The following is a 24,121-nucleotide window of genomic DNA, read 5'->3' as shown; positions in this document are numbered from 1 at the left end:
TTCCCGCAAATAAAAAAGGTGAAAACGGCCCGTTTTCACCTTCTGGTGTTATACCGAAAAATGATTGTTTCAACCCTTCCCCTTCAGGAACCGGTCGAAGTACGCACGGTCCAGCGCCTCCCGGTGGTCCGGGTGCGCGAGGCCGATGAGCGCCCTGGCGCGTTGTTTCAGGTTCTTCCCGAAAAGGTCTGCCGATCCGTATTCCGTCACCACCCAATGCATGTGCCCGCGGGTCGTTACCACGCCCGCTCCTTCCTTGAGGAACGGCGTAATGCGGGAAATCCCCTTGTTGGTGACAGACGGCAGCGCGATGATGGGCTTGCCGCCTTCCGACAGCGATGCGCCGCGGATGAAATCCATTTGCCCACCAATCCCCGAATACTGGTAAGTGCCGATGGAATCCGCGCACACCTGCCCCGTAATATCGATTTCGATGGCGCTGTTCACCGCTGCCACCTTGGGGTTCCGGCGGATGATCGAGGTATCGTTCACATAACTGATGTCCATGACGCGGATGGAGGGATTGTCGTGCACGAATTTGTACAGCTTTTCCGTACCCGTCATGAACGCTGTCACGGTTTTCCCGGTATTGATCTTTTTCCGCGCGTTATTGATGACGCCGCTTTCGATCAGCGGGATCACGCCGTCAGACATCATTTCCGTATGCAAACCCAGGTCTTTGTGGCCCGCCAGGTTGCGCAGCACCATATCGGGAATGGTACCGATGCCTAATTGCAGGGTGGCGCCGTCTTCGATGAGCGCCGCCACATGTTTCCCGATCGCTTCCACCGCAGGTGTAGCCCCGGATGAATAGTCGACCACCGGCAGCGGGGCTTCGTGCCACACCAGCGCGTGGATCCGGCTGATATGGATGAACCCGTCGCCATGCGTGCGCGGCATATTCGGGTTTACCTGCGCCACTACGTATTTTGCCGTATCCACCGCCGCACGGGCAATGTCTACCGAAGTACCGAGGCTTACATACCCGTGCGCATCCGGCGGGGAAACCTGTATGAAGGCCGCATCCAGCGGGAGAATGTTGCGATAGAAAAGTTGGGGGATTTCGCTGAGGAAGATCGGCACGTAATCGCCCGATTCGCTGTTGGACACGGCGCGTGTAGCCGCCGATACGAAAAGGGAATTGAAGTAGAAAGCCTTCCTGCATGCCGGGGCGTCGAAATTGACGTTGCCGAGCGTGGTGATGCTGACCAGTTCCACATTTTTCAGTGCTTCCGCACGGTTTTGCAAGGCCTGTACGAGCAGTTCCGGGGTGGCGGCGCTGCCATGCACGAATACGCGTTGTCCGGATTGAATATGGGCCACGGCCGTGGCGGCGTCTATGTATCGTAATTCCATGAATGGGTTGCGGTTTTGAACAAAATTACCGGAGGAAGGCCCCCGGCGCAATGATCCCCATCGCCGGATACCGTTCCGGGATCATGGGTCGACCTGACAAAAAACAGCCCGGTCCGCCGAAAGCGCCACCGGGCTGCATATTGCCATCTTACAATGTAGCCATATCGATCACGAAACGGTACCGCACATCGCCTTTCAGCATCCGCTCGTACGCTTCGTTGACATAATTCATGTTGATGACTTCCACGTCTGACACGATGTTATGTTCCGCGCAGAAATCCAGCATTTCCTGCGTTTCCGCGATCCCCCCGATCATGGACCCCGCGATGCTGCGGCGGTTCCCGATCAGGCTGAAACCGGCTATCTCCAACGGCGTCGGCGGTACGCCCACGCAAATCTGCACCCCGTTCGTCCGCAGGAGGCTTTGCGCCATATTATAGTCGTGCGGTGCGGAAACGGTATCGAGGATGAAATCGAAGTAATTCCGGACGGATTTAAGCTGCGCCTTGTCGGTCGTGAGCACGAACTTATGCGCCCCGAGCGCCTTGGCATCGGCTTCCTTTTTCGGGCTGGTGCTGAGCATCGTCACTTCTGCACCGAATGCGGCAGCGAATTTCACGGCCATGTGCCCCAATCCGCCAAGCCCCATCACCGCTACTTTATGCCCTTTCCCCACTTTCCAGTGGCGCAGCGGCGAATAGGTAGTGATACCGGCGCAAAGGAGCGGCGCTACGTTGGCCAGCGGCAGTTTGTCGGACACTTTCAGCACAAATGCTTCGTCTGTCACGATCATACTGGAATATCCGCCGTAAGTCGGCGTTTTATGGTCCTGCTCATAGGAATTATACGTGCCGGAAGAGCCGTTTTCGCAATATTGTTCGTTCCCGTCGTTGCAGTTCGAACATTTGCGGCAGCTGTCGACCAGGCAGCCCACCGCGGCCAGGTCTCCCGGTTTGAATTTCGTTACCTTGTCGCCCACACGGGTCACGCGGCCCACGATCTCATGACCGGGCACCATGGGGTAAATGGAATTGCCCCACTCGTCGCGGATCTGGTGAAGGTCGGAATGACACACGCCGCAATAGAGGATATCGAACTCCACATCGTGCGGACCGGGATCGCGGCGTTCGAACGACCAGGGAGCTACGGCAGATTTTGCGTCTTGCGCGGCATAAGCTTTTACTGTTGTCATAATATTTGGATTAGCTTTAAGTTAACAATGTGCCCGACAGGATTGTTGAAGAAGCGCGGGTAAAGGTAACGAAATATCAAATCGATGAAACAGGTTCCACAGACAGATCAGTTTACCGGACTTTCGGCCGCGGAAGCGGAATCGAGGCTCCGGCAGTATGGCAAAAACGTTTTCCGCGTGAAGCAGGTGCCGCGGTTTTTGGTGATCATCTGGAATATGGTCCGCGAGCCCATGTTCCTGCTGCTCCTCACGGCATGTCTGCTGTATTTCATATTGGGGAGCGTTTCCGAAGGATTGCTCATGCTCGCCGCGATTTTGCTCGTGTCGGCCATCGAATTTTTCGAAGAAGCCCGGAGCAACAAGGCCATGAAAGCGCTGCAGGCGTTCACCGCTCCCCGGGCACGCGTGCTGCGCGACGGGAAGTTGCAGGAGGTGGACACGGAAAACATCGTTCCGGGGGATATCCTCGTGCTCAGCGAGGGCGACCTTGTGCCGGCAGACGCAACGCTCCTGCTGGCCAACGACCTTTCCGTGAACGAATCCGTTATTACGGGAGAATCGATGCCGGCGGCCAGGATGGCTGATCAGTCCGTTTTCAGGGGCACGCAGGTGAATACGGGGCAGGCCGTGGCGAAGGTGACCGCTACCGGCAATGACACCGAGCTGGGCAAGCTGGGCAAAAAGGTCAGCGAAACTTCCAATCCCGAAACCATCATCCAGCGGCAGACCTGGCGGTATGTGAAGCGCCTGGCGGTTTTCGGGTTCCTCGCGTTTGCGCTGGTTTGCGTGCTGAATTATATACAAACGAACTCCTGGGCCGAAAGCCTACTCATGGGGCTGACACTCGCCATGGCCGCCATTCCGGAAGAAATTCCCGTGGCGTTTTCGTCGTTCATGGCACTGGGCGCCCTTTATATGAGCCGCCGCGGCATCATTCCGCGCCAGCCGCAGGTGATAGAAAACCTCGGCGCCGTGAACGTGCTTTGCCTCGATAAAACCGGCACCATCACGGAAAACGTCATGCGCGTGGCGGACGTATACGGCGAAAACGCCCTGCAATTCGCAGCCCTCGCCAGTGAAAAGCATCCGTTCGACAGTATGGAAAAAGCGATACTTGAACACTGGGGAAAGCCCCTGCCGGATATGGTGCACGAATATCCCCTGGGCGGCCGCCCGCCGATGATGACGCATGTCTATAACCTCGGCGGCGTCATTACCGCCACCGCAAAAGGCGCCGTGGAGCGCATCGTGCGGGTTTGTAAACTGGACGCGGCCAGGGCTGCCGAAGTTACGGCATATGCAGACGGAATGGCGGCCAAAGGGTTCCGGGTGCTGGGCGTGGCCAGCGCCATCCATGCCGGTGGCGCGTTCCCGGAAGACCAGGACGGTTTCGGCTGGCGGTTCGAAGGGCTGGTGAGCCTGCAGGACCCTCCGCGCAAAAATGCCCGGGAAGTGATCGGGGCGCTGTATACCGCGGGGATCGACGTCAAGCTGATAACGGGCGATTACCTCGCTACCGCGCGCCACATCGCTTCGGAGGTAGGCATCCGGAACCTGGAGCATGCGGAGTCGGGGGATTCGGTAATGGCGATGCGGGAAGACGAACTGAAAGAAAAGGTGAAGACGGTCAATCTGTTCGTCCGCATGTTCCCGGACGCGAAGGTGAAAGTGGTGGAAGCCCTCAAATCCATCGGCGACATTACGGCCATGACGGGCGACGGCGTCAACGACGGGCCGGCCCTCAAAACGGCGCATATCGGCATCGCCATGGGCAAAAAGGGAGCGGATATCGCGCGGATGGCGGCAGACCTTGTCATTACCGACGATAACCTCGACCGGATCCTCATCGCCATCCAGCAGGGCCGGAAAATCTTCACCAACCTGCGGAAAGCGATCCGGTACATTATTTCCATCCACATCCCCATTATCCTCACCGCCACGCTGCCGCTGGTGCTGGGCTGGGCATACCCGAATATCTTCACCCCTATCCACGTCATTTTCCTCGAACTGATTATGGGCCCCACCTGCTCGATCTTTTACGAAAGGGAGCCCGCGGAAGAGAACCTGATGGAGCTCCCGTCTCGCGGGAGCCACATGAGCCTGTTCCGCGGAAACGAGCTGTGGATAAGCGTTGTACAGGGGCTCGCCATTGCTGCGGGCGTGTTGGGATTGTTTCGCTATTATATGCCTTCCCATTCGCTGGAGGAAACGCGGACGGTCGTGTTTACGGCGTTGGTGATGGCCAATATCTTTCTCACCTTTGCCGACCGGTCGTTTTCGGAACATTTCTTCCATACGATCAGGTATAAGAACAACCTGGTGCCCCTGGTGCTGGGGGCTTCCATCCTCTTCCTGTGCATCATTCATTTTGTTCCGGCCGTGCGCGCGCTCTTCGGGATGACGCGCATCCCGCTGCAGGACGGGCTCCTGTGCCTGGGCGTTTCGTTCGCCAGCGTGGCATGGTTCGAAGCCTACAAAGCCATCCGCGGCCCGAAAAAAGCGGCGTAACCGGAATTCGCGTCCGGAAAAACGGATCACTCATCCTCGAAATGATGGGGTGTTTCCTTGCCGGCTGCGGGTTTGCGGCGCGTATCGAGGGTGTAATAAAAGAACAGGCGAATGGTATGGTTGCGGGAATAGGAATTGCCGCCGGCGCCCTGCTGGTAAAGGAGCATATAGCCGAGGTCGTAAGACCATCCCCGTCCGAAACCCTGGCGGATGCCGCCGAACAGCCGGATCTGGTCGAACGTGTTGTATACGACGGATTTCCCGAATTGCACGGCCACTTCATTGGCGATGCTGATCTGCGGGTATTTGGGGTTTTTCACGACGGGGATGCCGAGGCTGATGAGATAACGGAGCCGGTTGGAGAACGCGAAATCGCCCGTAGACTTACCGTTGTCCAGCGTTTCGCGCCAGCGCTGCTCGTTCCGGAAACGGTTGAGCACGCTTACTTTCCCGATGCGGCTGCTGTAGATGATCTGCTGGTAGATACGGTTCTCATCCGCAAATGCGGTTTGGCCGTTGACGGTCGACGCGAGCCACATATGCCCGTAACCCGCTACCAGCGAAAGATTGTCGGCCAGCCAATAACTGGCGCCGCCGCGTACGAAGTAAAAACCGGGATCGGCGATATAATGGGTGCGCCTGACGTGGAAGTCGGCAATAGCGCCCCAGCGTTCGCTGAAACGCATGGTGGAGTTCACGGAAAGCCAGACGTGCTGGTTGTCCGTAATTTGTTTGACGGGAGTTTGCGCGGCTGCAAGCGAAGCGCAGAGGGCCAGGAGCCCGGAAGCGGCGAATCGCATAAAGGAAAACGAGGTTTACCCAATACAACAACCATTGGCCCCGATTGGTTGCGGCGTTCCTGCGCGGAACGGGGCATTCCTTCCACAGTATGCTATTTCAGCTCGATCGTCATTTCCCCGTCCTTTCCGTTCACATCAAACGCCGCTTCGCTGAAAAAGGCCGGTCGCATCGTAGGCCGTATCTCATTGGAAAATCCGTATTTCTCGGTAGGCTTTCCGAAGAAACTCAGGTTCAGGTCTTTGTCGCCATTCTCATCCAGGAACGCGCTGATGGCATACTTTCCGGCCGGGACCCTGTCAAAGGAAACGATCACCTGCCCGATACCGTTCACCGGTACGATCTTCGCGATGGTGGCCTTTTTCGGCTTCATGAAGTCTGATGAGTTGGTGTACCATCCGATATAGACATCGCCCTTTTTGTTTTCCAGGTTGGTGAGCTTGATTTTGTACGTCGCTTGTGCAGCAGCGCCGATGGAAATCAACAGGAATGCGGGAAGAAAGATGAGGTAACTTTTCCGGGTCATACGTAAGTTTTGGGTGGTAATGAAAAAGATGTGCCACGATGGATGGCCTGTCTTTTGTGGCGTTTCCGTTAAAATCAAATATATGGCAAAGTATGGAAAAAAGAGCCAGGATAAGGTGGAACGGGCCATGCATGAGATGAAGGAAGGCAAGCTGAAAAGCGGCCGGAGCGGCAAGAAGGTGACCAACCCGAAACAGGCCATCGCTATCGGTTTGAGCGAAGCGAGGGAAGCCGGCGGTAAGGTACCGAAGAAAGCCGCATCTAAAAAAGCAGCCACGAAATCCACCGCAAAGTCCGGCACAAAGAAAACGGCGGCCTCGAAACCGGGCCCTAAAAAAGGGACGACCCGGAAATCCACCGCCAAATCATCCACCACCAAAAAATCGACCGCCAAAAAAGCGGCATCGAAGCCAGGCCCGAAGAAAGGCTCGACTAAAAAATCGACCGCCAAAAGCGCGACCCGCAAAAAAGCGGCTGCCGCCAGCTGACGGCCCGTGCGGCAATGAGATCGCCGGCCTTATGCAGGCCGGCGATCCAGTTTAAAACAAACCCCGAAATAATTCCTTAATTATGCATCAGTTCCGGTTGACGGATTTTCGCCATCAGCAGGTCCTTGTTTTGCTGTGTCCATTTCGCGATCCTTCTGCGGGATTTCGCGCCTTTGTAAGGGGCATATAAAACGCCCAAAGCTGCGCCTACGATCATGCCGGCGCCGAGCACCGCTGCTGTTTTCAGATTCTTCTTCATAGCGTTCAGTTTTAATCGTTGAATTGATAACACAAATGTACAGGGGCCCGCATCCCCGGGAAATGACCATCGGCAGCCAGCCGCTGATTTTCGTCAGTGCGGGAACAGGCAGATCATGGGAATGGTCGCGATGAAGAGGTAAACGAACCAGTGGTACGTCTGGTCGTCGGCCTTGGGGTCCTTGTACAGCCACAGCCTCAGCGCGATCCCCCAATGCCAGAGTGTCTGCGCAACGAGAATGCCTGTCAGCAGCCAGCTTCCGGAAATTTCGCACCAGGATGCCTGCGACCAGAAAATACAAAAATACAACAGCGGCGAGCCGACGAGGAACCACGCGCTGAGGAGCACCCGGGCCATTTTGTCGCCCACGGCCAGGGGCAGCGTTTTGCGGCCCATGATGGCGTCGCCGGTCTGGTCGCGCATATCCTGCACCGGCAGCCCGAACCCGGCCCAGAGGCTGATGGTGATGATGAACCACCAGGCTTTGGCGCTCACTTCGCCCACGATGCTCCATTCCGCCGCCAGCAGGGTTACCGTGCCCAGCGAAATGCATACCACGTTTTTGGTGAACCAATGGTTGCTGCATCCCCATTTGCAAAGCATCTGCGTCACCACCATCCAGGCGGCGGCCAGCGGCAGCACATGGAGGAACGCGGCCACTACGAGGAAGAGGATGTTATACACCATGAGCCTGCGGCGTGTCTCGGATTCGGTGACCAGGCCCTGGACGAGCGGCCTGTCCGGCTTGTTGATGCGGTCTTCCTCCACGGAATTCACCTGGTTGGCGATGCAGAAAGTGAGGATATACAGCAGTGTGTAGACCGCCGAATAGAAGAAATACTGCGGGAATTCGGACATCGGCCGGCCCACATACACCCAGGCGGCGATGAAAGTGATCATGCAGGGGATCACGGTGTCCCAGATGTCATTGTTGATAAAGCGCCAGATCAGGTACAATTCGCGCATGGAGGCGGTAACCGCCGATTTGCATAGGTAAAACATACTTTTATCAGTGATAGGAAGGTGGAGAATTCTTGTATCACTAAAATTAGCACATTTCGCCAGTAAATCATTGTGTTATCGCTAAAAACGGCACTACTGCGCGATTTGCGCGCGGCGCACGGGCAGGTGTTTTTCGAGGAGGGACTGGAGGTCGGAATACAGGAACGGTTTGACGAGGTAATCGCTCGCGCCCAGGCGCAGCATGCTTTCCCGGGCTTCGTTGAACGCATCGCCGGAGGAAATGATCACCGGCAGATGGCGCAATGCAGGCTGGCGGCGGATATGCTCCAGCAGCTCCGCGCCCTGGATGCCGGGCAGATGGCTGTCGGAAATCACGAGATCGGGGGTGGTGACTGCGAGCATGCGCAGGCCCTCCTCCCCGCTTCCGGCCATGAGCGCCACGGCGCCGGCGTCGGAAAGGTAGCGCTGGAGCACGTGCCGGCTGATAAGGTCGTCTTCCACCACGAGCACGGTATAGCCGTCGAACCGCACGGCGCGCGGCACGGGCGCGGCATGTTCCGCGGGTACCTCGGCGGCGGCGAGCGGCAGGTAAAACCTGAAAACGGTTTGCCCGAGCTGGTTTTCGGCAGATACTTCCCCGCCCAGGCGCTCCGTGAGCTGGCGGGTGATCTGCAAGCCCAGGCCCGTGCCTTCCACTTCGCCGTTCCGCTCCGCCACAAACGGCTGGAACATGCTGGCGAGCTTGTCGGCGCGGATGGTGCCGTCGTTGCGCACCGTTCCCTGCAATCTCCCTTCCTGCCGCGTCATTTCCACTTCCACCAGCGAACCGGCGGGCGCGAATTTCACGGCGTTGGACAGCAGGTTGTTGACGATCTTGGCGAGGAAAATCCGGTCGGTCAGCACCCATTCCGGCAATTGCGGATCGATCCGCAGCTGGATGCGCACGTTGCGCGTGTTGGCGACGTAGCGGTTGATGGCCACGCTGGCTTCGAGGCTTTCGCGGAGCCGGAGCGGTGCGGGATGGGGCTCGTCGAGCATCCCGGCTTCGATCTTGGCGAGGTCGAGCACGTTATTGATGATCTCGCGGGAAAGATAGCTGGCGGCATACAGGTAGCCGATCTCTTCGCGGAGGGCCGGGTCGCCGATCTGCATCTTCCTTTCGTTCAGCAGCTGGGCGATCCCGAATACGGCGTTGAGCGGCGTGCGGATTTCGTGGCTCGTTTCGCGGAGAAACTTCGTTTTCGCCGCATCGGCCTCCTGCAGCGCCTGCAACAGGGCTTCGTTCTCGCGGAGGAACATATCGTTCTGGCGGATGAGGAAATACGTCACGTACCCCATCAGCGCGAGCATCCCCGCCCAGCAGGCCATTTTTATAATGGGCATGTTGGCGGGCACTACGTAAACGGGCGTCACGATCTGGAAAAAATGGTTGGCCTCTACCGCTAACAGGAGCGTAAGAGCGGCCAGCAGGGTGATGAGGCGGAGGGTTTTATGCTTGAAGACGATGAAAGACGCGCCGATGAGAAAGGTCAGCAGAAACGCCGTGATCATTTCGATGGGCATGGCATTGCCGAGGATCGACCCGAAATAGACCGCGAACGTGCAGTGGATGACGAGCGTAGCCAGGCTGGCGAGAGAATACCGTTTGCGATGATTGAGATAAATAACGCCCACCCAGCACGCGCATTCGATGGCAGCGGGGACGAGAATAAGGAGCGAACCGGTATACCAATATAACAGTGACGCCACAACGGCGATGAGGAATGCCGTCAGCAGCGATAGCGTGTTGATGATGACGATGCCCCGTCGAACACGGGGATTTTCGACACCGGCAGTCCCGGTATGAATCCAGCGTTGCAGGATATCCTTCAGTAGGGATCGTCGGCCAGGGATCCTAGTTTCCATGCATGCGGGTTATTGATCAGCTGTGTCTCGCTAATGCCAGTAATCAGTTGTAGTAACAGTAATTGCGTCCAAGATACAATTTTTTTCGACCGCTTTATGGAATCGGGAAAATCGCGGCATCCGTAGGGTACAACCAAAAGCAAATTCCCTGACCATGCGCGCCCTGTTGTTGCTGCTACTGCTCCCGGCCCTGGCCTCCGCCCAGGCCCCCACGCCCGAATATCTCCGGCTGGTCCGGACGGATTCCCTGGCCCAACGCCCTGCACCTCCCGGATGGCGGCCCCTGGCGATCAACCCGGGCAACCTGGTCCGCCGGGTACATGAATCAGACACTTCCATAGAGATCCTCCGGTTCAGGTCTGCCCGGCTTTACCTCCGCGGCAATTACGTCCTCAGCGCCGGCCTCCGCCGCGCCGGGCAACGGCCCGCCCTGCAAAGCGACTGGGCGCAGGGGCGCGCTTCCAACGGCTCCCTCCAATGGAAAGGTGCCGAAACCGGGGAAATCTTCAGCTACGGCCCCGCCCTTTCCTCCCTTGAATACGACGGTCTGTCCTATCCCTACGACCTACACGGCCGGCTCGTGCCCCGCGGCACGGGCAACGGCCGCCCCGCCGCAGCCTACGGCAATTCCATCTTCCGCACCGGCCGTTCCACCTCCCATCAACTAACCCTTGAAGCCCGGGTGGCACGGTTCGACGGGCCTTCCACCGGGCTCCGCGTGGAGGCCGAGCAACAGGAGGAAGCCCTCACGCTTATCAGCAACCGCAACCGCCGCGAAAAATTCGCCGCCTCGCTGCTGTTCAGCCGCAAAGCCTGGGAACTGGATGCCGGATACGCCTATTCCGCCACCAAATTCACCAACCCCAACGGCAACGGTTTCCTGCAATACGCCTACGCCCAATCGCTCCTCGCCCCGCCCAGCTTCGACCTGCGGAACGGCACCGGGAACATGGCTTTCGGGACGGGAATGGACAATCCCTATTTCCTGTTCGACAACAACGGCCAGTTCGCCCGTACGCGGAACCGCTCCGGGAAATTTTCAGCGCAATACAAATCGGACGGGCTCCGGATAATCATAGAACCATCGCTCAGGACCGCCGAAGATGATAACAATTATCAGTTCAGGCCCGGTAGCGGCACTTACCCGGACGGATACACGCTTCTCCGTTCGCAGCGCGACAAATGGTGGCAATTGCGGTCCACCGCCGACTACCGGTTCTTTAACAAAGGCGAATGGAAGCTTTTCGGGCATGCCGATTACGTGTTCAACGACGATCAGACGGGCATCGGCCTGCAGGGAAGCGATCCCGCGAAGCGGTACGACTACCAGCGCAGCAGCCACCGGCTTTCCCTTTCGGCCAAACTGGAAGTGGATGGCGATGATTTGGATGGAGGCCTGTCTGCCGGCTTAACCGCCTACCGGTCGAACACCCTCCCGAAACGGGCGCCGCTGCTGCCCTGGTTCAAGGTGTACGGCGATTGGAACCTTGATCTCGTAAGGTTCACCGGATCGCTGTCTTACCGGAAAGACGCAACGGAGCTCAAGCTGGATGAATCCCTCGCCACCGCGAGCCTTCTCAATATCGAAAGCTATCATTGCGCCGGGTTCATGCCCCGCGCCGAAGTGCCAACCTTCGACGGGCAGCCGGCCATCCGGCACGCGGAATGGAATGCGCGGCTGGAAGCCGTCGTCGAACAGCGTTTCACGATCGGCGTTTCCCTTTTCCGGCGGCAGACAACCGGTGATGTGGCAGCCCTGCCGGCCGGCGACCGGCTCGCATGGCGGCAGATCGGGGACCATGCCCGCAAGGGACTGGAAGCCGAATTATCGTACCGCTACGGGCTGTTCGGTTACTACAGGAAAATTGTCCATTTCAGCAGTTCCCTTCTTTTTTCCACCTGGCGGCATCTCGTCACGAAAGCATACGCTGGTAACGATTACCTCCCGGTAGCAGGGTTCAGGGACGTGTATAAAGTTTTCGCCGAAGGTAATCCGATGGATGCCATCGCCGGCACTTACTGGCTGCGCGACGGGGACAACCGCCAGGTCATCGGGGCGGACGGCTTTCCGCTTCCCGGGGCGGGCACACGCATGATCGCCAATGCAAAACCGGATTTCGTCATGTCGCTGACCAATGGCATCGAATGGCAGTTTTTAAAACTGGAAGCCACGCTGGAATGGCAGAAAGGCGGCGAAGTCTGGAACGGCACCGCGGCGGCGCTGGATTATTACGGCCGCTCGGCAACCACCGGACAATTGAGGAATGTGCGCGATCATATTTTTCCCGGCGTAGACCAGACCGGTCATCCGAACGAAAAGCCCGTCCGTTTTTACGACCCCGCGCAACCGGTGGAATTCAACCGATGGGTACGGTACGGGCCGGGCGGCGTGGCGGAGGATTATATCGAGCCGAACGATTGGCTCAACCTCCGGAAGATCGCGTTGAATTATGACATTTTGCACAACGGCAAACCAGGGAAGATCATGGTGTCCGTCTTCGCGGAAAACCTGTTCCTGTGGCAGGCTTATTCCGGCACCGCGCCGGGACAGTATTTGTACGGACAGGCCGGGTTTTCGGGGCTCGATTATTTCCGCCTCCCTTCGTCCCGCCAGTACGGCGCTTCCCTTCATCTTCAATTCTGATCCATGAGACTGATAATCGCAATACTATCGATATGCTGCATGATGGCGGTTCCGGGCCATGCGCAACTCACGGCGTACGCCAGCGTGAAGCAAAAGGTGTACGTTCATTTCAACCATACTTTCTTTTCGCCGGGAGATGCGGTTTTTTATAAGATCTATGTGACGCGGGGGCAAGACGGGCGACCGTCTTTCCTCTCTGAAAGCGTCCAGGTGGAATGGTTCTCGCCAGATGGAAAACGGATGGTGGTCCAGCAGTTCGCGGTGCGCGACGGATACGCGGAAGGTTCGTTCCATTTTGGCGGGAATGCGAAAGGCGGGATTTATAAAGTGCGGGCGTATACGAACGGAATGCGCAACGAATCGGACTCCACCTGGTTTTCGAAAGAGATCACGGTGCAGCGGGTGGTGGCTCCCAGGATCCTCCTGCAGCTGGACTTCCCGCAAAAAGGCTATGGCCCCGGCGCAACGGTGAACGCATCTTTCACCGCCCGTACCCTCGACGACAAGCCGGTCTTCAATCGCGAAGTGCAGTTTACGGCCATGGTAGACGGGCGGCCCTTTACCAGCGGTACCATTTCAACCGGTGCAGACGGCAAGGCCAACGTGCGTTTCCGGTTGCCGGACGGGCTCCGGTCTACCGACGTGCTCCTGCTGCTGCAGATCCAGATCGATCAGCTGCGGGAAAGCATTTCGAGAAGCGTACCGGTGGTGTTGAATAAAATCGATCTGCAGTTTTTGCCGGAAGGCGGAACTTTTGTAAACGGGTTGCTTTCCGTAATGGCATTCCGCGCGGTAGACGAATTCGGAAAACCGGCAGATGTCCGCGGCTCGGTGACGGACCAATTCGGGAATGTAGCCGCCACGTTCGACACCTACCGCTACGGCATGGGGAAGTTCTCCATCAGGCCGGTCAAAGGCCGGCGATACACGGCCCGGCTCGCCGGCGGCATGGGCGGCGATACTGCTTATCACCTGCCCGTGGCTACCGATGATGGCGCGGTGCTGACCTGCTGGAGCGATAGCCTGGAGCTGGGAATACAGATTGCCGCCAGCCAGGCACGCGCTTACCAGCTCACCGTCCATTCCCGCGAAAAATTATTGAGATCATACCCGATACAACCATTCACCGGATTAACATCCATCGCTATACCCACCGATTCTTTCCCCGCCGGCATCCTGCGCATCCGCCTTCAAACTCCCGAAGGCGCGCCGGTGGCGGAGAGGCGGTTGTTCGTGCGGCGAGACCGGCAGATGATCGTTTCCCTCGTGCCGGAAAAGGAAAAATACCTACCGCGGGAAAATGTCAAAGTCCGGATAAAGACAACTACGCCCGACGGGCAACCGCTGCCAGCGAATATTTCGTTGTCGGTGGTGGACGACAAGCTCTGGACGTTCGCAGACGACCGGCAGGATAACCTGCTGTCGTGGCTCCTCTTCAGTTCCGAATTGCGGGGGAAGGTCGAGGAGCCGGCGTTCTACTTCAAGGCCAACGAACCGCAGGCGCTCCCGGCGCTCGATCTCGTTATGCTGACGCACGGCTACCGGTACTTCGAGCCGGTGCAGCAGTTCCGCGAAACGGGCGTGCAGCCGTTTTCATTCGGGGAAGAGCATTACATCATCGGGGCGGTTTATTCGAAACGGAGGGTGCCGATGAAATGCCGGGTGTACCTGTATCATACGCAAACCCGGAAATGGGCGGCAGCAACGGTCACCGATTCCCTGGGCCGGTTTATATTCGGCGGTGTTTCGCCGACCGAGTATTATTCCGCCGTGGCCGGGCCTTTGCCGCCGGATAGCGCGGCATTCATCAACTTCTTCCATGGTTCCGCATTTTCCGAAGCAAAGCAGATATTCGTGGACCAGGCCAGGGCGCCGCAGCCGGTGGTGGTGCAACAGGTGCCCGCTCCTGCTGTTGCACCGGATACCATCGGGCAGGGTTTCGTCGGGCTGATAAACAATTTGCCGTCATCCGGCAATGCATTAAACGACGTGGTGGTTGTGGGATACGGTGCGGTGATGCGCCGGGAGCACGCGGGGTCGCATATTGTGGCCTTGAACGGTACCGGTACGGTCCCCGGTATGTCGCTGGCCGGGAATCTGCAGGGAAACGTTGCGGGAATAACGGTGCAGGCAGCTGCGAACCCTTTGTCGGGCAACCGTGTGTTCATCCGGGGCGCTGCTACGCTGGCGGGCAACAACGAACCGCTGGTGATCATCAACGGGATGCCGGCTTCCATGGCGGATGTGCAGCAGAATATCGCGGATATTTCCAGTATTACGGTCCTGAAAGACAATGCGGCCACGGCCATTTACGGCAGCCGCGCCATCAACGGGGTTATCCTCGTCAACAGTTCGTTTTATCCCAATGGTTGGAAATCCTTTCCATTGTATAGGGAATCAGCTTACCTGACAGAAGCGTACGTCCGGCCCTCGTCGAATTACAATTACGCGGAAAGGTTTTATACGCCTTATTATGGGGGCAGTCAATATGTGCAGGACGATTTCCGTGAAACGATCTTCTGGGACCCCGTCGTTTTCACGGACGCCAAGGGCGAGGCAACCGTTACGTTCCGCAATTCCGACGCCAATACCACTTTCCGGATGATCGCGGAGGGGATCGGATATGAAGGCTCGCCGGGGCGGACAGAGGCGACCTATGCGGCGGAATCGCGCATTGCGGCGGAGCTGACGGTGCCGAAGGAATTACTGTCCGGCGATTCCGTCATGCTGCAATTGCACCAGAAGAACAACGATACCGTGCCCCATAAGGTGAAATTCAAGCTGGAAGTGCCGGATAAATTTTTGCGGACGAAGACCGATACGTTTTCCGTGACGTTGTTGCCCGGTGTGTCGCGGGTCATGCATATCCCGGTGGTGGTGACGGCGGCGGGAAGCGGGATGATCGTCCTGTATTCGGAATCGGGCGCACGGACGAAGAGCCGGAAGGGATTCGACGTGGAGGCGCGTGAACGGGGATTCCCGGCATCGCGCAGCTTTACCGGCCAGCGGACGGAAAAGCATGCGTTTTCGGCGGAGCGCATCGTGCCGGGGAGCCTCCGGTACACGGCGCAGATTTTCCGGTATACCGATGAACAACTGGAAGAAGGCCTGAAGGCGATGCTGCGGGAGCCGCACGGCTGTTTCGAGCAGGTATCGTCTACCACGCATCCCAATGTTCTCATTTTGGAACTGCTGGGCAATTCCGGGCATTTGCGGCCTGGTGCCCGCAGCAGGGCCATGCGTTACCTGGAACGGGGATACCGGAAACTGGCGGCGTTCGAAACTTCGGAACATGGGTTCGACTGGTTTGGCCATGCGCCGGGTAACACGCTGCTGACGGCGTACGGATTGATGGAGTTCACGGACATGCAGCGGTTCATCCAGGTAGATACGGGTTTGCTGAACAGAACGAAACGCTTTCTGCTGGCCAGGCGCGATGGAGATGGTTGTTTCCGTTTGAAGGATGAAAGGCACTTCAATTCCGGGATCGTCGAAGCGCGGGATGCTTATGTGGTGTATGCCATGGCGGAGTCCGGCCTGGGCGATTCGGTCCTTCGTGAATACCATACTTCCCTGCAGCAGGCGCTGGACGGAAGGAATGCCTATATCACCGGCATTATGGCGCTGGCGGCGCACCGGCTCGGCCGTACCGCCGATTTTCAGCGGCTCGTGGCCAAACTGGAAGCGCTTCCGCGCGAAGGTGCGTCGCCATTCTTTTCCGGGCCGCAATCGCTGGAAGTGGAAATAGCCGCTTTGCGGACGATGGCCTGGAGCCGGATACCGGACCCGCCGATACAAAAAATCGCCCGGGAAATGGGCGTGATCATGAAAAACAAAAGCAGTTACGGGTACGGATCAACGCAGGCCACGGTAATGGCGCTGAAAGCGATCGCGGCATATTCCGCATTGCAGACCGATAGCCTGGAAGGGCCAGCTTTCTTGCTGATCGACGGGAAACCCGCTGTAACCGACGGAAAACCGCAACCCCTGGTAGCCGGGAAACACGCGGTTGAAGTGGTCTATCCCGGAAAAACAGATGGAATGCCTTACCTGGTGGAAGCAACCTGGCGGACGCTGGCGCCACCGTCGTCAGAAAAAACAGTTATCCGCTTGCAGACGAAGTTGGCGCAAGACACGGTGAGCGTGGGCTCCACGGTGCGCATGCGCATCGAAGTGCGCAACACGGAAGCGAAAGAACAGGCGATGACGATCGCCAAAATCGGCATACCCGGCGGGCTGCAATTGCAACCCTGGCAGTTGAAGGAATGGACAGACAAGCAGGATGTGGCCTATTACGAGATCTTCGACGGGTATCTCGTATTGTACTGGAGAGATTTCCGGCCGGGGGAACGCAAAATCCTTTACCTCGACCTGAAGGCCGACTTCCCCGGAAAGTACCATGCACAGGCCGGTTGCGCAGGATTGTATTATGTTCCGGAACAAAAAGACTGGCAGGCCGGTACCGAAATTTCGGTGCTGCCCGCCCAGTAGAAAAAGGACGGCCGCGGTAAACGCTTTCAGGCCGTGGCCGCTCCTTTTCTCGTAGATTTTATTTTTGTGCGAATGAAAAATCCTGTTTAAACTTGCACTCGAATTACGGCGAACGCACGCAGCGCAACCGTAACCCCGAAGATGAGTGAGAAAGCCCCAAATCCGCGTGCGTCCCCCAAAAAACTGTTTTCAAAATCGTCGGATCAACAAAAGCATTTTTTAAGTAACCCCATCCGCCCGGGCGCCATCCGGCCCATAACGTATGGCATCTCATCCCGCAGGACGGAAAGCAACAGGAAGGTTATGCCCGTTCGCATCCCTTCCGGAAAAAGCATGTTATGACCCCAGCAAACGCATCCACCCGCGAATTGCCCGTTTCACAACTGGCATTGCAGCAGATGATTTCCGCACCCCTCCGCGCCATGATGGAAGCGCAAACGGCTTCGGCGCTCGCTTCGGCGGAGCTCGTCCGCAAGATCAGCTTCTACGAGCCCACGCCCGGCCAGCGGGAGATCGCCATGGCGGATTTCACGCACACCCGCAACGGCGAAATACGCGAGATCAGCGTGCCGCTCATTTCACTGGTGCCTGTCCAGACCCTCCGTATCGCCGAAGCGAAGCTTTCGTTCAACGTCAAAATGATCCGGACCGAAAAGCAGAACGGCAGCGTGAAAGCCATGCCGGCCTATCAAAAGAGCGGAGCACGGCAGCAGCATTTCGAAATGAACATGCAGGTTTCCGTGGTGCAGGACGAGCTGCCGGCATCCCTCCTCGCCGAACTGGGCGTACAACCCGGTTAACCCCTTCGCACACCTTCTATTTATTCAATAATTAAATGTCAAAAACAATGGCAAAGATCAATCCGAAAAGCCGTACTAACCCCCGGCCCCGCGTAGCGCCCGCAAGCGCCGTTACCCCCTCCACCCCCGCTGTCAGCGCAGCTGCCGACGTAGCCGCCGCCTCCACCCAAAAACTCGCCCGCGCCGTTTCCTCCGGCCGCGCGCCCATGGCCAAAGCGATCAATACCGACCTGGTATCGCAACTGAACGCCATCGACTTCAAGAAAATGATCGGCGGTCCGCTCCAGGCGGCCGTAGACGCCCAGGTGGCCTCCGCCCTCGCTACCGTGAACTTCATCAATGAAGTCGGTTTCAGCAAGGCCGAAGGCAGCGATGAAAAAGAGCTCATCATGGTAGACTTCACCCACGAAAGAAGCGACGTGAACGAAGCCGGTGAGGAAGTGAAAAAGAAAGTGTATGTGAAAGTGCCCCTCATCGCCATGCTCCCCGTTCCGAGCCTGCGCATCGAGCACGTGATCATCGATTTCAACGCCAAATTGAACTCCGTGGAGTCTTCCAAAGTGAGCGAAGACATCGGCGTGAACGCGGAAGTAAAAGCAGGTTGGGGACCGGTAAGCTTCAAGGTTTCCGCTTCCTATCAGCGCAAATCCGTGACCGGCGTAGAAGTGAAGAAGGAATTCGCACTGAACGTAAACGTAAAAGCCGTGCAGGACGAAATGCCCGCAGGCCTGGAAAGGATCCTCGGCATGCTTTCCGCATAATTTCATACCGGCGCCCGCATCCGGGACTCCGGCACCGGGCGCCGCTTTTTCTCTTTTCGTAGCCTTCAACATTAAGCAACATGTCAAACATCACACTGGCAGATTACGTCGGTTTCATTTTCTCCGAGATCACCCGCGCCCGCGATCATGCAGACCGTGTGGCCAAAGACATGGCGATCGCATATTCCAAAGACGATGTGCTGAAGCATTTCTCCGTTCCCCGGTTCAAGATCCCGGAAATGGAGCTCACCATCCCCGTGCTGATTTCTTCCGCCAAGTTTTCCAACGCCATGGCCTTTACCATGCCGCCGGAAGATTTTGCCAAATACGTCAACAACCGCGTCAATTCCGCCATCCAGACGCTGCTGATCCAGAAGTCGAAACTCGGCCAGAGCCCGGAAAACGTGAAAGACGATGTGTTCGATATTCCCATCTTCCGCCAGCCGGTCGAATACGAAACCTCGCTCGTTCGCACGCGGAAAAGCAAAAAAGCGATCGCGGCGGCCGTTCCTGCGGAAGACCCGGTCGACAAATTTTACCGCCTCCTGAAAGAAAACAGCGAGCCCGCCAGGCCGGAGAACATCGCACAGGTTTGCCTGGCGGAGATGTTCAACGCGCGGCTCGTGCAGTATAACCTGAGCGCGTTCTATAAAGAGCAATATCCCGGCAACGAAATGTTTACCCAGATGGTGGCCGAAGTGGTGACGCGCATCAAGGAATATACGATGGTGACGCAAAGCAAGATGGAAAACCTCCTCGTGAACCCGGAAACCAACATCGTGAAAAACGGCAGCAGCGATGCTACCGTGTTTACCATCAAGGCCAGGATCCAGGAAGAAGGCGTGTTCGTGAAAACGGTGCGCAACGAGGAAACGGGCCAGGACCAGCAAATTGTAGAATTCGAATAAACCGCCGTCATGCAAAGGTTCCATCACCAGATCCGGCAAGACCTCGCCGCCCTGCTGGCTGCGCTCAACACCGTGACCGAAAAATACAGCCGGAAGGATTACGATACCGATACGGCCCTGCGCGCGCTGCTCGACCGCGTGAATGCCGATTACAAGGACAAAGGCCTCCCCGACCGCGAAAGCCAGTTACAGCTGTTGCGGGCGGAATGGTCGGCCGCCGAGAAAGGGCTCGACCCCTGCACGCTGGAAAAAGTGACCGTCCGCCGTGGCGAAATGAAACAATCGGCCATGCTGAAAGTGCTTCGCGGGCTGGAAACCGTGCTGCGGGAAGATTATACCGCGTCGCGCAGCAAACTGGAAGAAGCCGCGGCCATGATCGGGCAGATCATCGTGGCGGGGTTCCAGGAAGGGCTCATCGACGACAAAATGCTGTTATCGGTGAACACCGAAACCGAATACCTCCGGCTCTGGAAAACCCTCGGTACGGACCGCAACATCGCGCTGGGGCAAAAGCGGGTGCTGACGATGGTGAGCCTGCCCGATGTGTTCCTGCTGCTCGAAGAAGTAGTGCCGCCGATGGTACAGGGTGTGGCGAAGTTGTAGAACAACCGTATGCCGCGGGGAAATCCCTCCACAACCTGAGATATCGCTTATTTTCACATATGTATAAATGTTATCAGATAGCGTCCTGATTGTGAGGGGCGCTTTAATTTTCCAGGTAAATACGGGGAAATCGGGGTATATTTGGATACGACCTGATCGCAACGACGTTACGCTCCAGTGAATCAAGCAAGCCGATTACTTCACGTAAAAACGACGCTCATGATTTACGCAGAACTGCCCCGGGCACATGCGCGCCCCGCCCGCTGGACGCTATCTTCCACCCTCATTTCGTGGGCCGTTACTTTTGTATTGTTGGTCCTGGCGTTGCCCATGCTCCGCCAATTGCTGGCATCCTTGTTGATGCGATTGTAATGGATGTTCCTTGGACAAGGGATATGATCATGTGAATTTTTAAACCAGCATCCTTATGACAACCGAACAGTATCACATTCAAATGCATTACGGCGGCAAGACGTTCGAGCTGCCGGTACAGATTACCCTCACCGGCCCTTATTGCAAGATCAGCGCTTGGGTCGAGGGTACGGAGATTTCCTTCACGCGCGACCGCCATTGCGGCTTACGGCCATTGAACCATGAAGAGGACTTCGATGTGCAGTTCCTCTACCAGCTGGCCAATGAGATCGTGCACCAGCGGCCGGTATATAACTGATCTGCATCATACATCTTCCATTATATGTCAGCGCCCGCGGTACTTTACGTGCTGCGGGCGCTGCTTTTTGCAGGAATGGCCGGAAACAAAAAAGGCCTTCAGTTGCCTGAAGACCTTTCGTTTTTTTGTGACCGCGTCAGGATTCAAACCTGAAACCTTCTGATCCGTAGTCAGATGCTCTATTCAGTTGAGCTACGCAGCCAGTCCGTGTTTGACGGGATGCAAAGGTAGGGATTTTTTACAATTGCGCAAATATTTTTTACAAAAGCGTACATTTTTTTTGGGGTGTTCCGGGAAAAGGTACGCCCGGAGTGAATCCGGGCGTGTGACTCGCTGACATCCTGCTTAGTTTGATGAGGATTTTAGTTGCCGATTTAGATTTGGGGGATGATAAATCAGTTATGTTGTCAACCTTGGATGGGATACTACAAAAGTAAGCACCAGGCAAAGCAAGGGCAATCGCCGTAAGCGGGTGATTTTTTCTACCTGTAAACCGGTATTGGGTTGTGCGCCTTTCTGCCGTAGCTTCGTAATGTGGAATTCATCCGTATGATGCGAATCTTTTTCGCCTGCTGCCTCGCGGTGGCCGGCGGTTTACCGGCGGGGGCACAACAATTGAACAGCAGGCAGTACCAGGACAGCCTGCGCACGGCCATTGCCTCAGCCCCGACCGACAGCGCCCGGGCGGTGGCGGCCTTCCAGCTGTCGGAGCACCTCGCCACGCGGGATACCCTGCAGGCCGCATACCTCCTTTCCGAAGGGCTGCAATGGGCAAAAGGCTCGCCGCTCGCCAAAGCCCTCCATCCCTATTACGCCGCCCTCATGGTCTCACAAACCGACCGCGACGCGGCGGCACGCCTGTACCTGCAGGCAGATTCCCTCCTCTCTCCTTTCGCCGACAGCCTCGCGCTCGCCGTACGGTCCAAAGCATGGCACCGCTATGGCGGGCTCCGGCTTTTCCAGGACGATCCCAAACAATTCACGGACATCCTCCTCAATAAAGCCATTCCACTTGCCCGCCGTACGGGCGACAGTACCCTCATCGGGAAGCACTACCTGGGCATCGGCTATGTTTTCCGTAACCAGGGCCAGCACGATGTGGCAGACGAATACATGCGCACCGCGCTGCGCGTGCTGCGCGAAGGCCACTCGCCGCCAGACCAGCTCCTCGTAACCTACATCGCCCTGGCGGAAAATTCCAGCCTGTGGGACCGCAACGCCCGGGCCCCCGAAATGCTCGACAGCGCCCGCACATTGCTCGCACCTTACCCGGATTCCCACCACTGGATAGATTATTACGCGGCGGAAAGCCTTTATTTCAACACCGCCAAAAACTGGACGGCCGCCCTGGAAAGCTTGGGCAAAGGGATCGCCATCGCCGGGAAGCTGCAGAAAAGATACGAGCAGCAACGCCTCGAGCTGCAGCAATATTACGCCCTGCACAACCTCGGCCGGTACCGGGAAGCCCTGGCAGTTATCACCTTTCTCGCCAACCAGCCGGAAATGATGGCGGTGGTCACCAACCGCCTCCTCGTGTACGCCGGGCTGGCGGAAACGCATGCCGCCATGGGCAACGGCGCCACCGCTTACGAATGGCAGAAAAAATACAGTACGGTGAGCGACAGCTTCCATACCAGCCACCTCCGGAACGAGATCAGCGCCATGGAAGTCCGCTACCGCAACGCCGAGAACCAGGAAAAGATCGCCACGCTGGAGGCGAAAGCCCGGCAGGCGCAACTGGCCAGTCGTAACACCCGCCTTTCCTTCTGGCTGCTGGCCGTTGGTAGCGTGCTGGTGCTGGCTTCCGCGGTATTTATCTACTTCCAGTACCGCAACGGGCGCAGGCTGGCTTCGCAGAAACTGAAAGACATGGAACAGCGGCAGATGATCGCCACTTCCCACGCCATGCTCGAAGGCGAAGAGCGCGAACGCCGGCGCGTGGCGCGCGACTTGCACGACGGGCTTGGCGGCATGCTGGCGGGGATGAAGATCCGGCTGTCTGGCTTGGCCGCGGGCGAGGAAAGCGGACCGCTCGACCAGGTGATCGGCCAGCTCGATCATTCGGTGAACGAGCTTCGCCGCATCGCGCGGAACATGATGCCGGAGAACCTGTTCAAGTTCGGGCTGGAAACGGCGCTGCGCGACCTCTGCGAATCGCTATCCACCCCCGCCACGCGCATCAGTTACCAGGCTTTCGGTATCGCTACGGACATTCCCGTGCAAACGCAGGTCACCATTTACCGCATCATCCAGGAAGCATTGGCGAACGCCATCCGGCACGCGCATGCGAAAGAGGTCATCCTGCAATGCAGCCAGAACGGGGATACATTTTTCATCACCATCGAAGACGACGGAAAGGGGTTCGATGTTCCGGCGAAGGAGCAATCCCCCGGCACAGGGCTCTCCAACATCCGCAACCGCGTCCATTACCTGAAAGGCAAACTGGACATCCATTCCGTTATCGGCGAAGGCACTGCCATCAATATAGAAATCCATGTGGAAGCAGACAACTGAACGCACCATAGCCATCGTAGACGATCATCCCGTGGTCATCGAAGGCCTGCGGACCCTCCTGCACGGCACGCCCGGCATCTCCGGGATGCACGCCTTTACATCGGGCGGCGCTTTCATGGCCTGGCTGGGCGGTAACCATGCCGATCTCGTGCTGCTCGACATCATGCTCCCCGATGCCAACGGCCTCGATCTGTGTAAAGACATCAAGCGGATTTCGCCGGAAACCGTTGTGCTGGCCGTGAGCAACCAGGCCGAGCGCAGCATGATCCTCCAGATCCTTCAGAACGGCGCCTCCGGCTACCTGCTGAAAAACGCCTCGGCCGCGGAATTCAAAAATTGCCTCGACGAAGCGTTGAACGGCGGCGTGGCGTTCAGCCGGGAAGTCCGCGAAATACTGGCCCGCCCCGGCCGCGACGAGCTTCGTGCGCCCGCCACCCTCACCCGCCGCGAGAAACAGGTCCTCCAACTCGTCACGGAAGGGAAAACGACCACCGGCATCGCGCAGGAGCTGCATTTGAGCCCGCTCACCGTAGAAACCCACCGCCGGAACATGATGCAGAAACTCGAAGTGAAAAACGCGGCCGAGCTCATCATGGCCGCCGTGCAACGCAAACTCCTGTAATCAAGTTTTACCCGTGCGCCTCATGCAATATTGACCAATTCGAGTACAAAACTCACATACAATCGATTTTTCCGTACACTTTATTTTGAGAATTGGGTGGGACGATGTAGTTTG

At 57.5% G+C, this 24,121-nt stretch carries 19 protein-coding genes and 1 tRNA gene; 12 read left to right on the top strand and 8 right to left on the bottom strand.

Annotated elements, in window-relative coordinates; translation table 11 throughout:
• Positions 1-69 precede the first annotated feature (69 nt).
• Together ACQKLP_RS13935 and ACQKLP_RS13930 are read right to left on the bottom strand one after the other, a co-directional pair.
• A complete protein-coding gene (locus ACQKLP_RS13935) occupies positions 70-1,356 on the bottom strand; it encodes an acetyl-CoA hydrolase/transferase family protein (RefSeq protein ID WP_427323355.1) in 1,287 nt (428 codons plus the stop codon).
• Positions 1,357-1,504: 148 nt separating this feature from the next.
• Entirely contained in the window at positions 1,505-2,548 is a 1,044-nt protein-coding gene (locus tag ACQKLP_RS13930; RefSeq protein WP_427323354.1) for an NAD(P)-dependent alcohol dehydrogenase, read from the bottom strand.
• Positions 2,549-2,632: 84 nt separating this feature from the next.
• On the opposite strand from ACQKLP_RS13930, the gene ACQKLP_RS13925 reads away from it, so the two are divergent.
• Positions 2,633-5,056, top strand: a complete 2,424-nt coding sequence (locus tag ACQKLP_RS13925; protein ID WP_427323353.1) for a cation-translocating P-type ATPase — start codon at positions 2,633-2,635, stop codon at positions 5,054-5,056.
• 26 nt (positions 5,057-5,082) lie between these two features.
• On the opposite strand, the gene ACQKLP_RS13920 is transcribed toward ACQKLP_RS13925, so the two are convergent.
• Entirely contained in the window at positions 5,083-5,856 is a 774-nt protein-coding gene (locus ACQKLP_RS13920; protein WP_427323352.1) for a DUF2490 domain-containing protein, read from the bottom strand.
• Positions 5,857-5,948: 92 nt separating this feature from the next.
• Positions 5,949-6,380 (bottom strand): DUF2141 domain-containing protein, encoded by a 432-nt coding sequence (locus ACQKLP_RS13915; RefSeq protein ID WP_427323351.1) that lies wholly within the window; start codon positions 6,378-6,380, stop codon positions 5,949-5,951.
• An 82-nt stretch (positions 6,381-6,462) separates the two neighbouring features.
• Here ACQKLP_RS13915 and ACQKLP_RS13910 point away from each other — a divergent pair, with 82 nt between their 5' ends.
• A complete protein-coding gene (locus tag ACQKLP_RS13910) occupies positions 6,463-6,867 on the top strand; it encodes a DUF6496 domain-containing protein (RefSeq protein WP_427323350.1) in 405 nt (134 codons plus the stop codon).
• A gap of 76 nt (positions 6,868-6,943) precedes the next feature.
• On the opposite strand, the gene ACQKLP_RS13905 is transcribed toward ACQKLP_RS13910, so the two are convergent.
• From ACQKLP_RS13905 to ACQKLP_RS13895, 3 genes are all read right to left on the bottom strand, one after another.
• On the bottom strand, positions 6,944-7,126 hold the full coding sequence (locus ACQKLP_RS13905; protein ID WP_427323349.1) for a YtxH domain-containing protein: 183 nt from the start codon (positions 7,124-7,126) through the stop codon (positions 6,944-6,946).
• A gap of 93 nt (positions 7,127-7,219) precedes the next feature.
• On the bottom strand, positions 7,220-8,128 hold the full coding sequence (locus ACQKLP_RS13900) for a UbiA family prenyltransferase (RefSeq protein WP_427323348.1): 909 nt from the start codon (positions 8,126-8,128) through the stop codon (positions 7,220-7,222).
• A gap of 93 nt (positions 8,129-8,221) precedes the next feature.
• Positions 8,222-9,994 carry a response regulator gene (locus ACQKLP_RS13895; RefSeq protein ID WP_427323347.1) on the bottom strand — a complete coding sequence of 591 codons (1,773 nt, stop codon included), beginning with the start codon at positions 9,992-9,994 and terminating at the stop codon, positions 8,222-8,224.
• A gap of 154 nt (positions 9,995-10,148) precedes the next feature.
• On the opposite strand from ACQKLP_RS13895, the gene ACQKLP_RS13890 reads away from it, so the two are divergent.
• From ACQKLP_RS13890 to ACQKLP_RS13855, 8 genes are all read left to right on the top strand, one after another.
• The gene (locus ACQKLP_RS13890; protein ID WP_427323346.1) at positions 10,149-12,638 is read left to right on the top strand and encodes a hypothetical protein; all 2,490 of its coding nucleotides are present in this window, start codon (positions 10,149-10,151) and stop codon (positions 12,636-12,638) included.
• A 3-nt stretch (positions 12,639-12,641) separates the two neighbouring features.
• On the top strand, positions 12,642-17,129 hold the full coding sequence (locus tag ACQKLP_RS13885) for a TonB-dependent receptor plug domain-containing protein (protein ID WP_427323345.1): 4,488 nt from the start codon (positions 12,642-12,644) through the stop codon (positions 17,127-17,129).
• A gap of 338 nt (positions 17,130-17,467) precedes the next feature.
• A complete protein-coding gene (locus ACQKLP_RS13880; protein ID WP_427323344.1) occupies positions 17,468-17,929 on the top strand; it encodes a DUF2589 domain-containing protein in 462 nt (153 codons plus the stop codon).
• A 47-nt stretch (positions 17,930-17,976) separates the two neighbouring features.
• Entirely contained in the window at positions 17,977-18,690 is a 714-nt protein-coding gene (locus tag ACQKLP_RS13875) for a DUF2589 domain-containing protein (protein ID WP_427323343.1), read from the top strand.
• A gap of 80 nt (positions 18,691-18,770) precedes the next feature.
• A complete protein-coding gene (locus ACQKLP_RS13870) occupies positions 18,771-19,598 on the top strand; it encodes a hypothetical protein (protein WP_427323342.1) in 828 nt (275 codons plus the stop codon).
• Between the two features lie 9 nt (positions 19,599-19,607).
• Positions 19,608-20,201 carry a hypothetical protein gene (locus ACQKLP_RS13865; protein ID WP_427323341.1) on the top strand — a complete coding sequence of 198 codons (594 nt, stop codon included), beginning with the start codon at positions 19,608-19,610 and terminating at the stop codon, positions 20,199-20,201.
• Positions 20,202-20,420: 219 nt separating this feature from the next.
• Complete coding sequence (locus ACQKLP_RS13860) at positions 20,421-20,573, top strand: hypothetical protein (protein WP_427323340.1); 153 nt, start codon at positions 20,421-20,423, stop codon at positions 20,571-20,573.
• Positions 20,574-20,628: 55 nt separating this feature from the next.
• Entirely contained in the window at positions 20,629-20,871 is a 243-nt protein-coding gene (locus ACQKLP_RS13855) for a hypothetical protein (protein WP_427323339.1), read from the top strand.
• Positions 20,872-20,999: 128 nt separating this feature from the next.
• Here the strand turns inward: ACQKLP_RS13855 and ACQKLP_RS13850 are convergent.
• Positions 21,000-21,073: transfer RNA gene (locus ACQKLP_RS13850), tRNA-Arg, on the bottom strand.
• A gap of 347 nt (positions 21,074-21,420) precedes the next feature.
• Between ACQKLP_RS13850 and ACQKLP_RS13845 the strand changes: the two genes are divergently transcribed.
• Together ACQKLP_RS13845 and ACQKLP_RS13840 are read left to right on the top strand one after the other, a co-directional pair.
• The gene (locus ACQKLP_RS13845) at positions 21,421-23,385 is read left to right on the top strand and encodes a sensor histidine kinase (protein ID WP_427323338.1); all 1,965 of its coding nucleotides are present in this window, start codon (positions 21,421-21,423) and stop codon (positions 23,383-23,385) included.
• Complete coding sequence (locus tag ACQKLP_RS13840; RefSeq protein WP_427323337.1) at positions 23,366-24,007, top strand: response regulator transcription factor; 642 nt, start codon at positions 23,366-23,368, stop codon at positions 24,005-24,007. Before ACQKLP_RS13845 ends, ACQKLP_RS13840 begins: the two co-directional genes overlap by 20 nt.
• Positions 24,008-24,121: the final 114 nt, after the last annotated feature.

This window comes from Chitinophaga sp. NPDC101104, from assembly GCF_050277495.1.
GTDB lineage: Bacteria > Bacteroidota > Bacteroidia > Chitinophagales > Chitinophagaceae > Chitinophaga.
Note: the sequence above shows the minus strand (reverse complement) of the source record. Positions and strands in the feature narration are given on the sequence as shown.

What these genes read in the sequence shown, in the direction of transcription:
- ACQKLP_RS13935 (WP_427323355.1), bottom strand. Translation starts at nt 1,356, where the DNA reads ATGGAATTACGATACATAGACGCCGCCACGGCCGTGGCCCATATTCAA.
- ACQKLP_RS13930 (WP_427323354.1), bottom strand. Translation starts at nt 2,548, where the DNA reads ATGACAACAGTAAAAGCTTATGCCGCGCAAGACGCAAAATCTGCCGTA.
- ACQKLP_RS13925 (WP_427323353.1), top strand. Translation starts at nt 2,633, where the DNA reads ATGAAACAGGTTCCACAGACAGATCAGTTTACCGGACTTTCGGCCGCG.
- ACQKLP_RS13920 (WP_427323352.1), bottom strand. Translation starts at nt 5,856, where the DNA reads ATGCGATTCGCCGCTTCCGGGCTCCTGGCCCTCTGCGCTTCGCTTGCA.
- ACQKLP_RS13915 (WP_427323351.1), bottom strand. Translation starts at nt 6,380, where the DNA reads ATGACCCGGAAAAGTTACCTCATCTTTCTTCCCGCATTCCTGTTGATT.
- ACQKLP_RS13910 (WP_427323350.1), top strand. Translation starts at nt 6,463, where the DNA reads ATGGCAAAGTATGGAAAAAAGAGCCAGGATAAGGTGGAACGGGCCATG.
- ACQKLP_RS13905 (WP_427323349.1), bottom strand. Translation starts at nt 7,126, where the DNA reads ATGAAGAAGAATCTGAAAACAGCAGCGGTGCTCGGCGCCGGCATGATC.
- ACQKLP_RS13900 (WP_427323348.1), bottom strand. Translation starts at nt 8,128, where the DNA reads ATGTTTTACCTATGCAAATCGGCGGTTACCGCCTCCATGCGCGAATTG.
- ACQKLP_RS13895 (WP_427323347.1), bottom strand. Translation starts at nt 9,994, where the DNA reads ATGGAAACTAGGATCCCTGGCCGACGATCCCTACTGAAGGATATCCTG.
- ACQKLP_RS13890 (WP_427323346.1), top strand. Translation starts at nt 10,149, where the DNA reads ATGCGCGCCCTGTTGTTGCTGCTACTGCTCCCGGCCCTGGCCTCCGCC.
- ACQKLP_RS13885 (WP_427323345.1), top strand. Translation starts at nt 12,642, where the DNA reads ATGAGACTGATAATCGCAATACTATCGATATGCTGCATGATGGCGGTT.
- ACQKLP_RS13880 (WP_427323344.1), top strand. Translation starts at nt 17,468, where the DNA reads ATGACCCCAGCAAACGCATCCACCCGCGAATTGCCCGTTTCACAACTG.
- ACQKLP_RS13875 (WP_427323343.1), top strand. Translation starts at nt 17,977, where the DNA reads ATGGCAAAGATCAATCCGAAAAGCCGTACTAACCCCCGGCCCCGCGTA.
- ACQKLP_RS13870 (WP_427323342.1), top strand. Translation starts at nt 18,771, where the DNA reads ATGTCAAACATCACACTGGCAGATTACGTCGGTTTCATTTTCTCCGAG.
- ACQKLP_RS13865 (WP_427323341.1), top strand. Translation starts at nt 19,608, where the DNA reads ATGCAAAGGTTCCATCACCAGATCCGGCAAGACCTCGCCGCCCTGCTG.
- ACQKLP_RS13860 (WP_427323340.1), top strand. Translation starts at nt 20,421, where the DNA reads ATGATTTACGCAGAACTGCCCCGGGCACATGCGCGCCCCGCCCGCTGG.
- ACQKLP_RS13855 (WP_427323339.1), top strand. Translation starts at nt 20,629, where the DNA reads ATGACAACCGAACAGTATCACATTCAAATGCATTACGGCGGCAAGACG.
- ACQKLP_RS13845 (WP_427323338.1), top strand. Translation starts at nt 21,421, where the DNA reads ATGATGCGAATCTTTTTCGCCTGCTGCCTCGCGGTGGCCGGCGGTTTA.
- ACQKLP_RS13840 (WP_427323337.1), top strand. Translation starts at nt 23,366, where the DNA reads ATGTGGAAGCAGACAACTGAACGCACCATAGCCATCGTAGACGATCAT.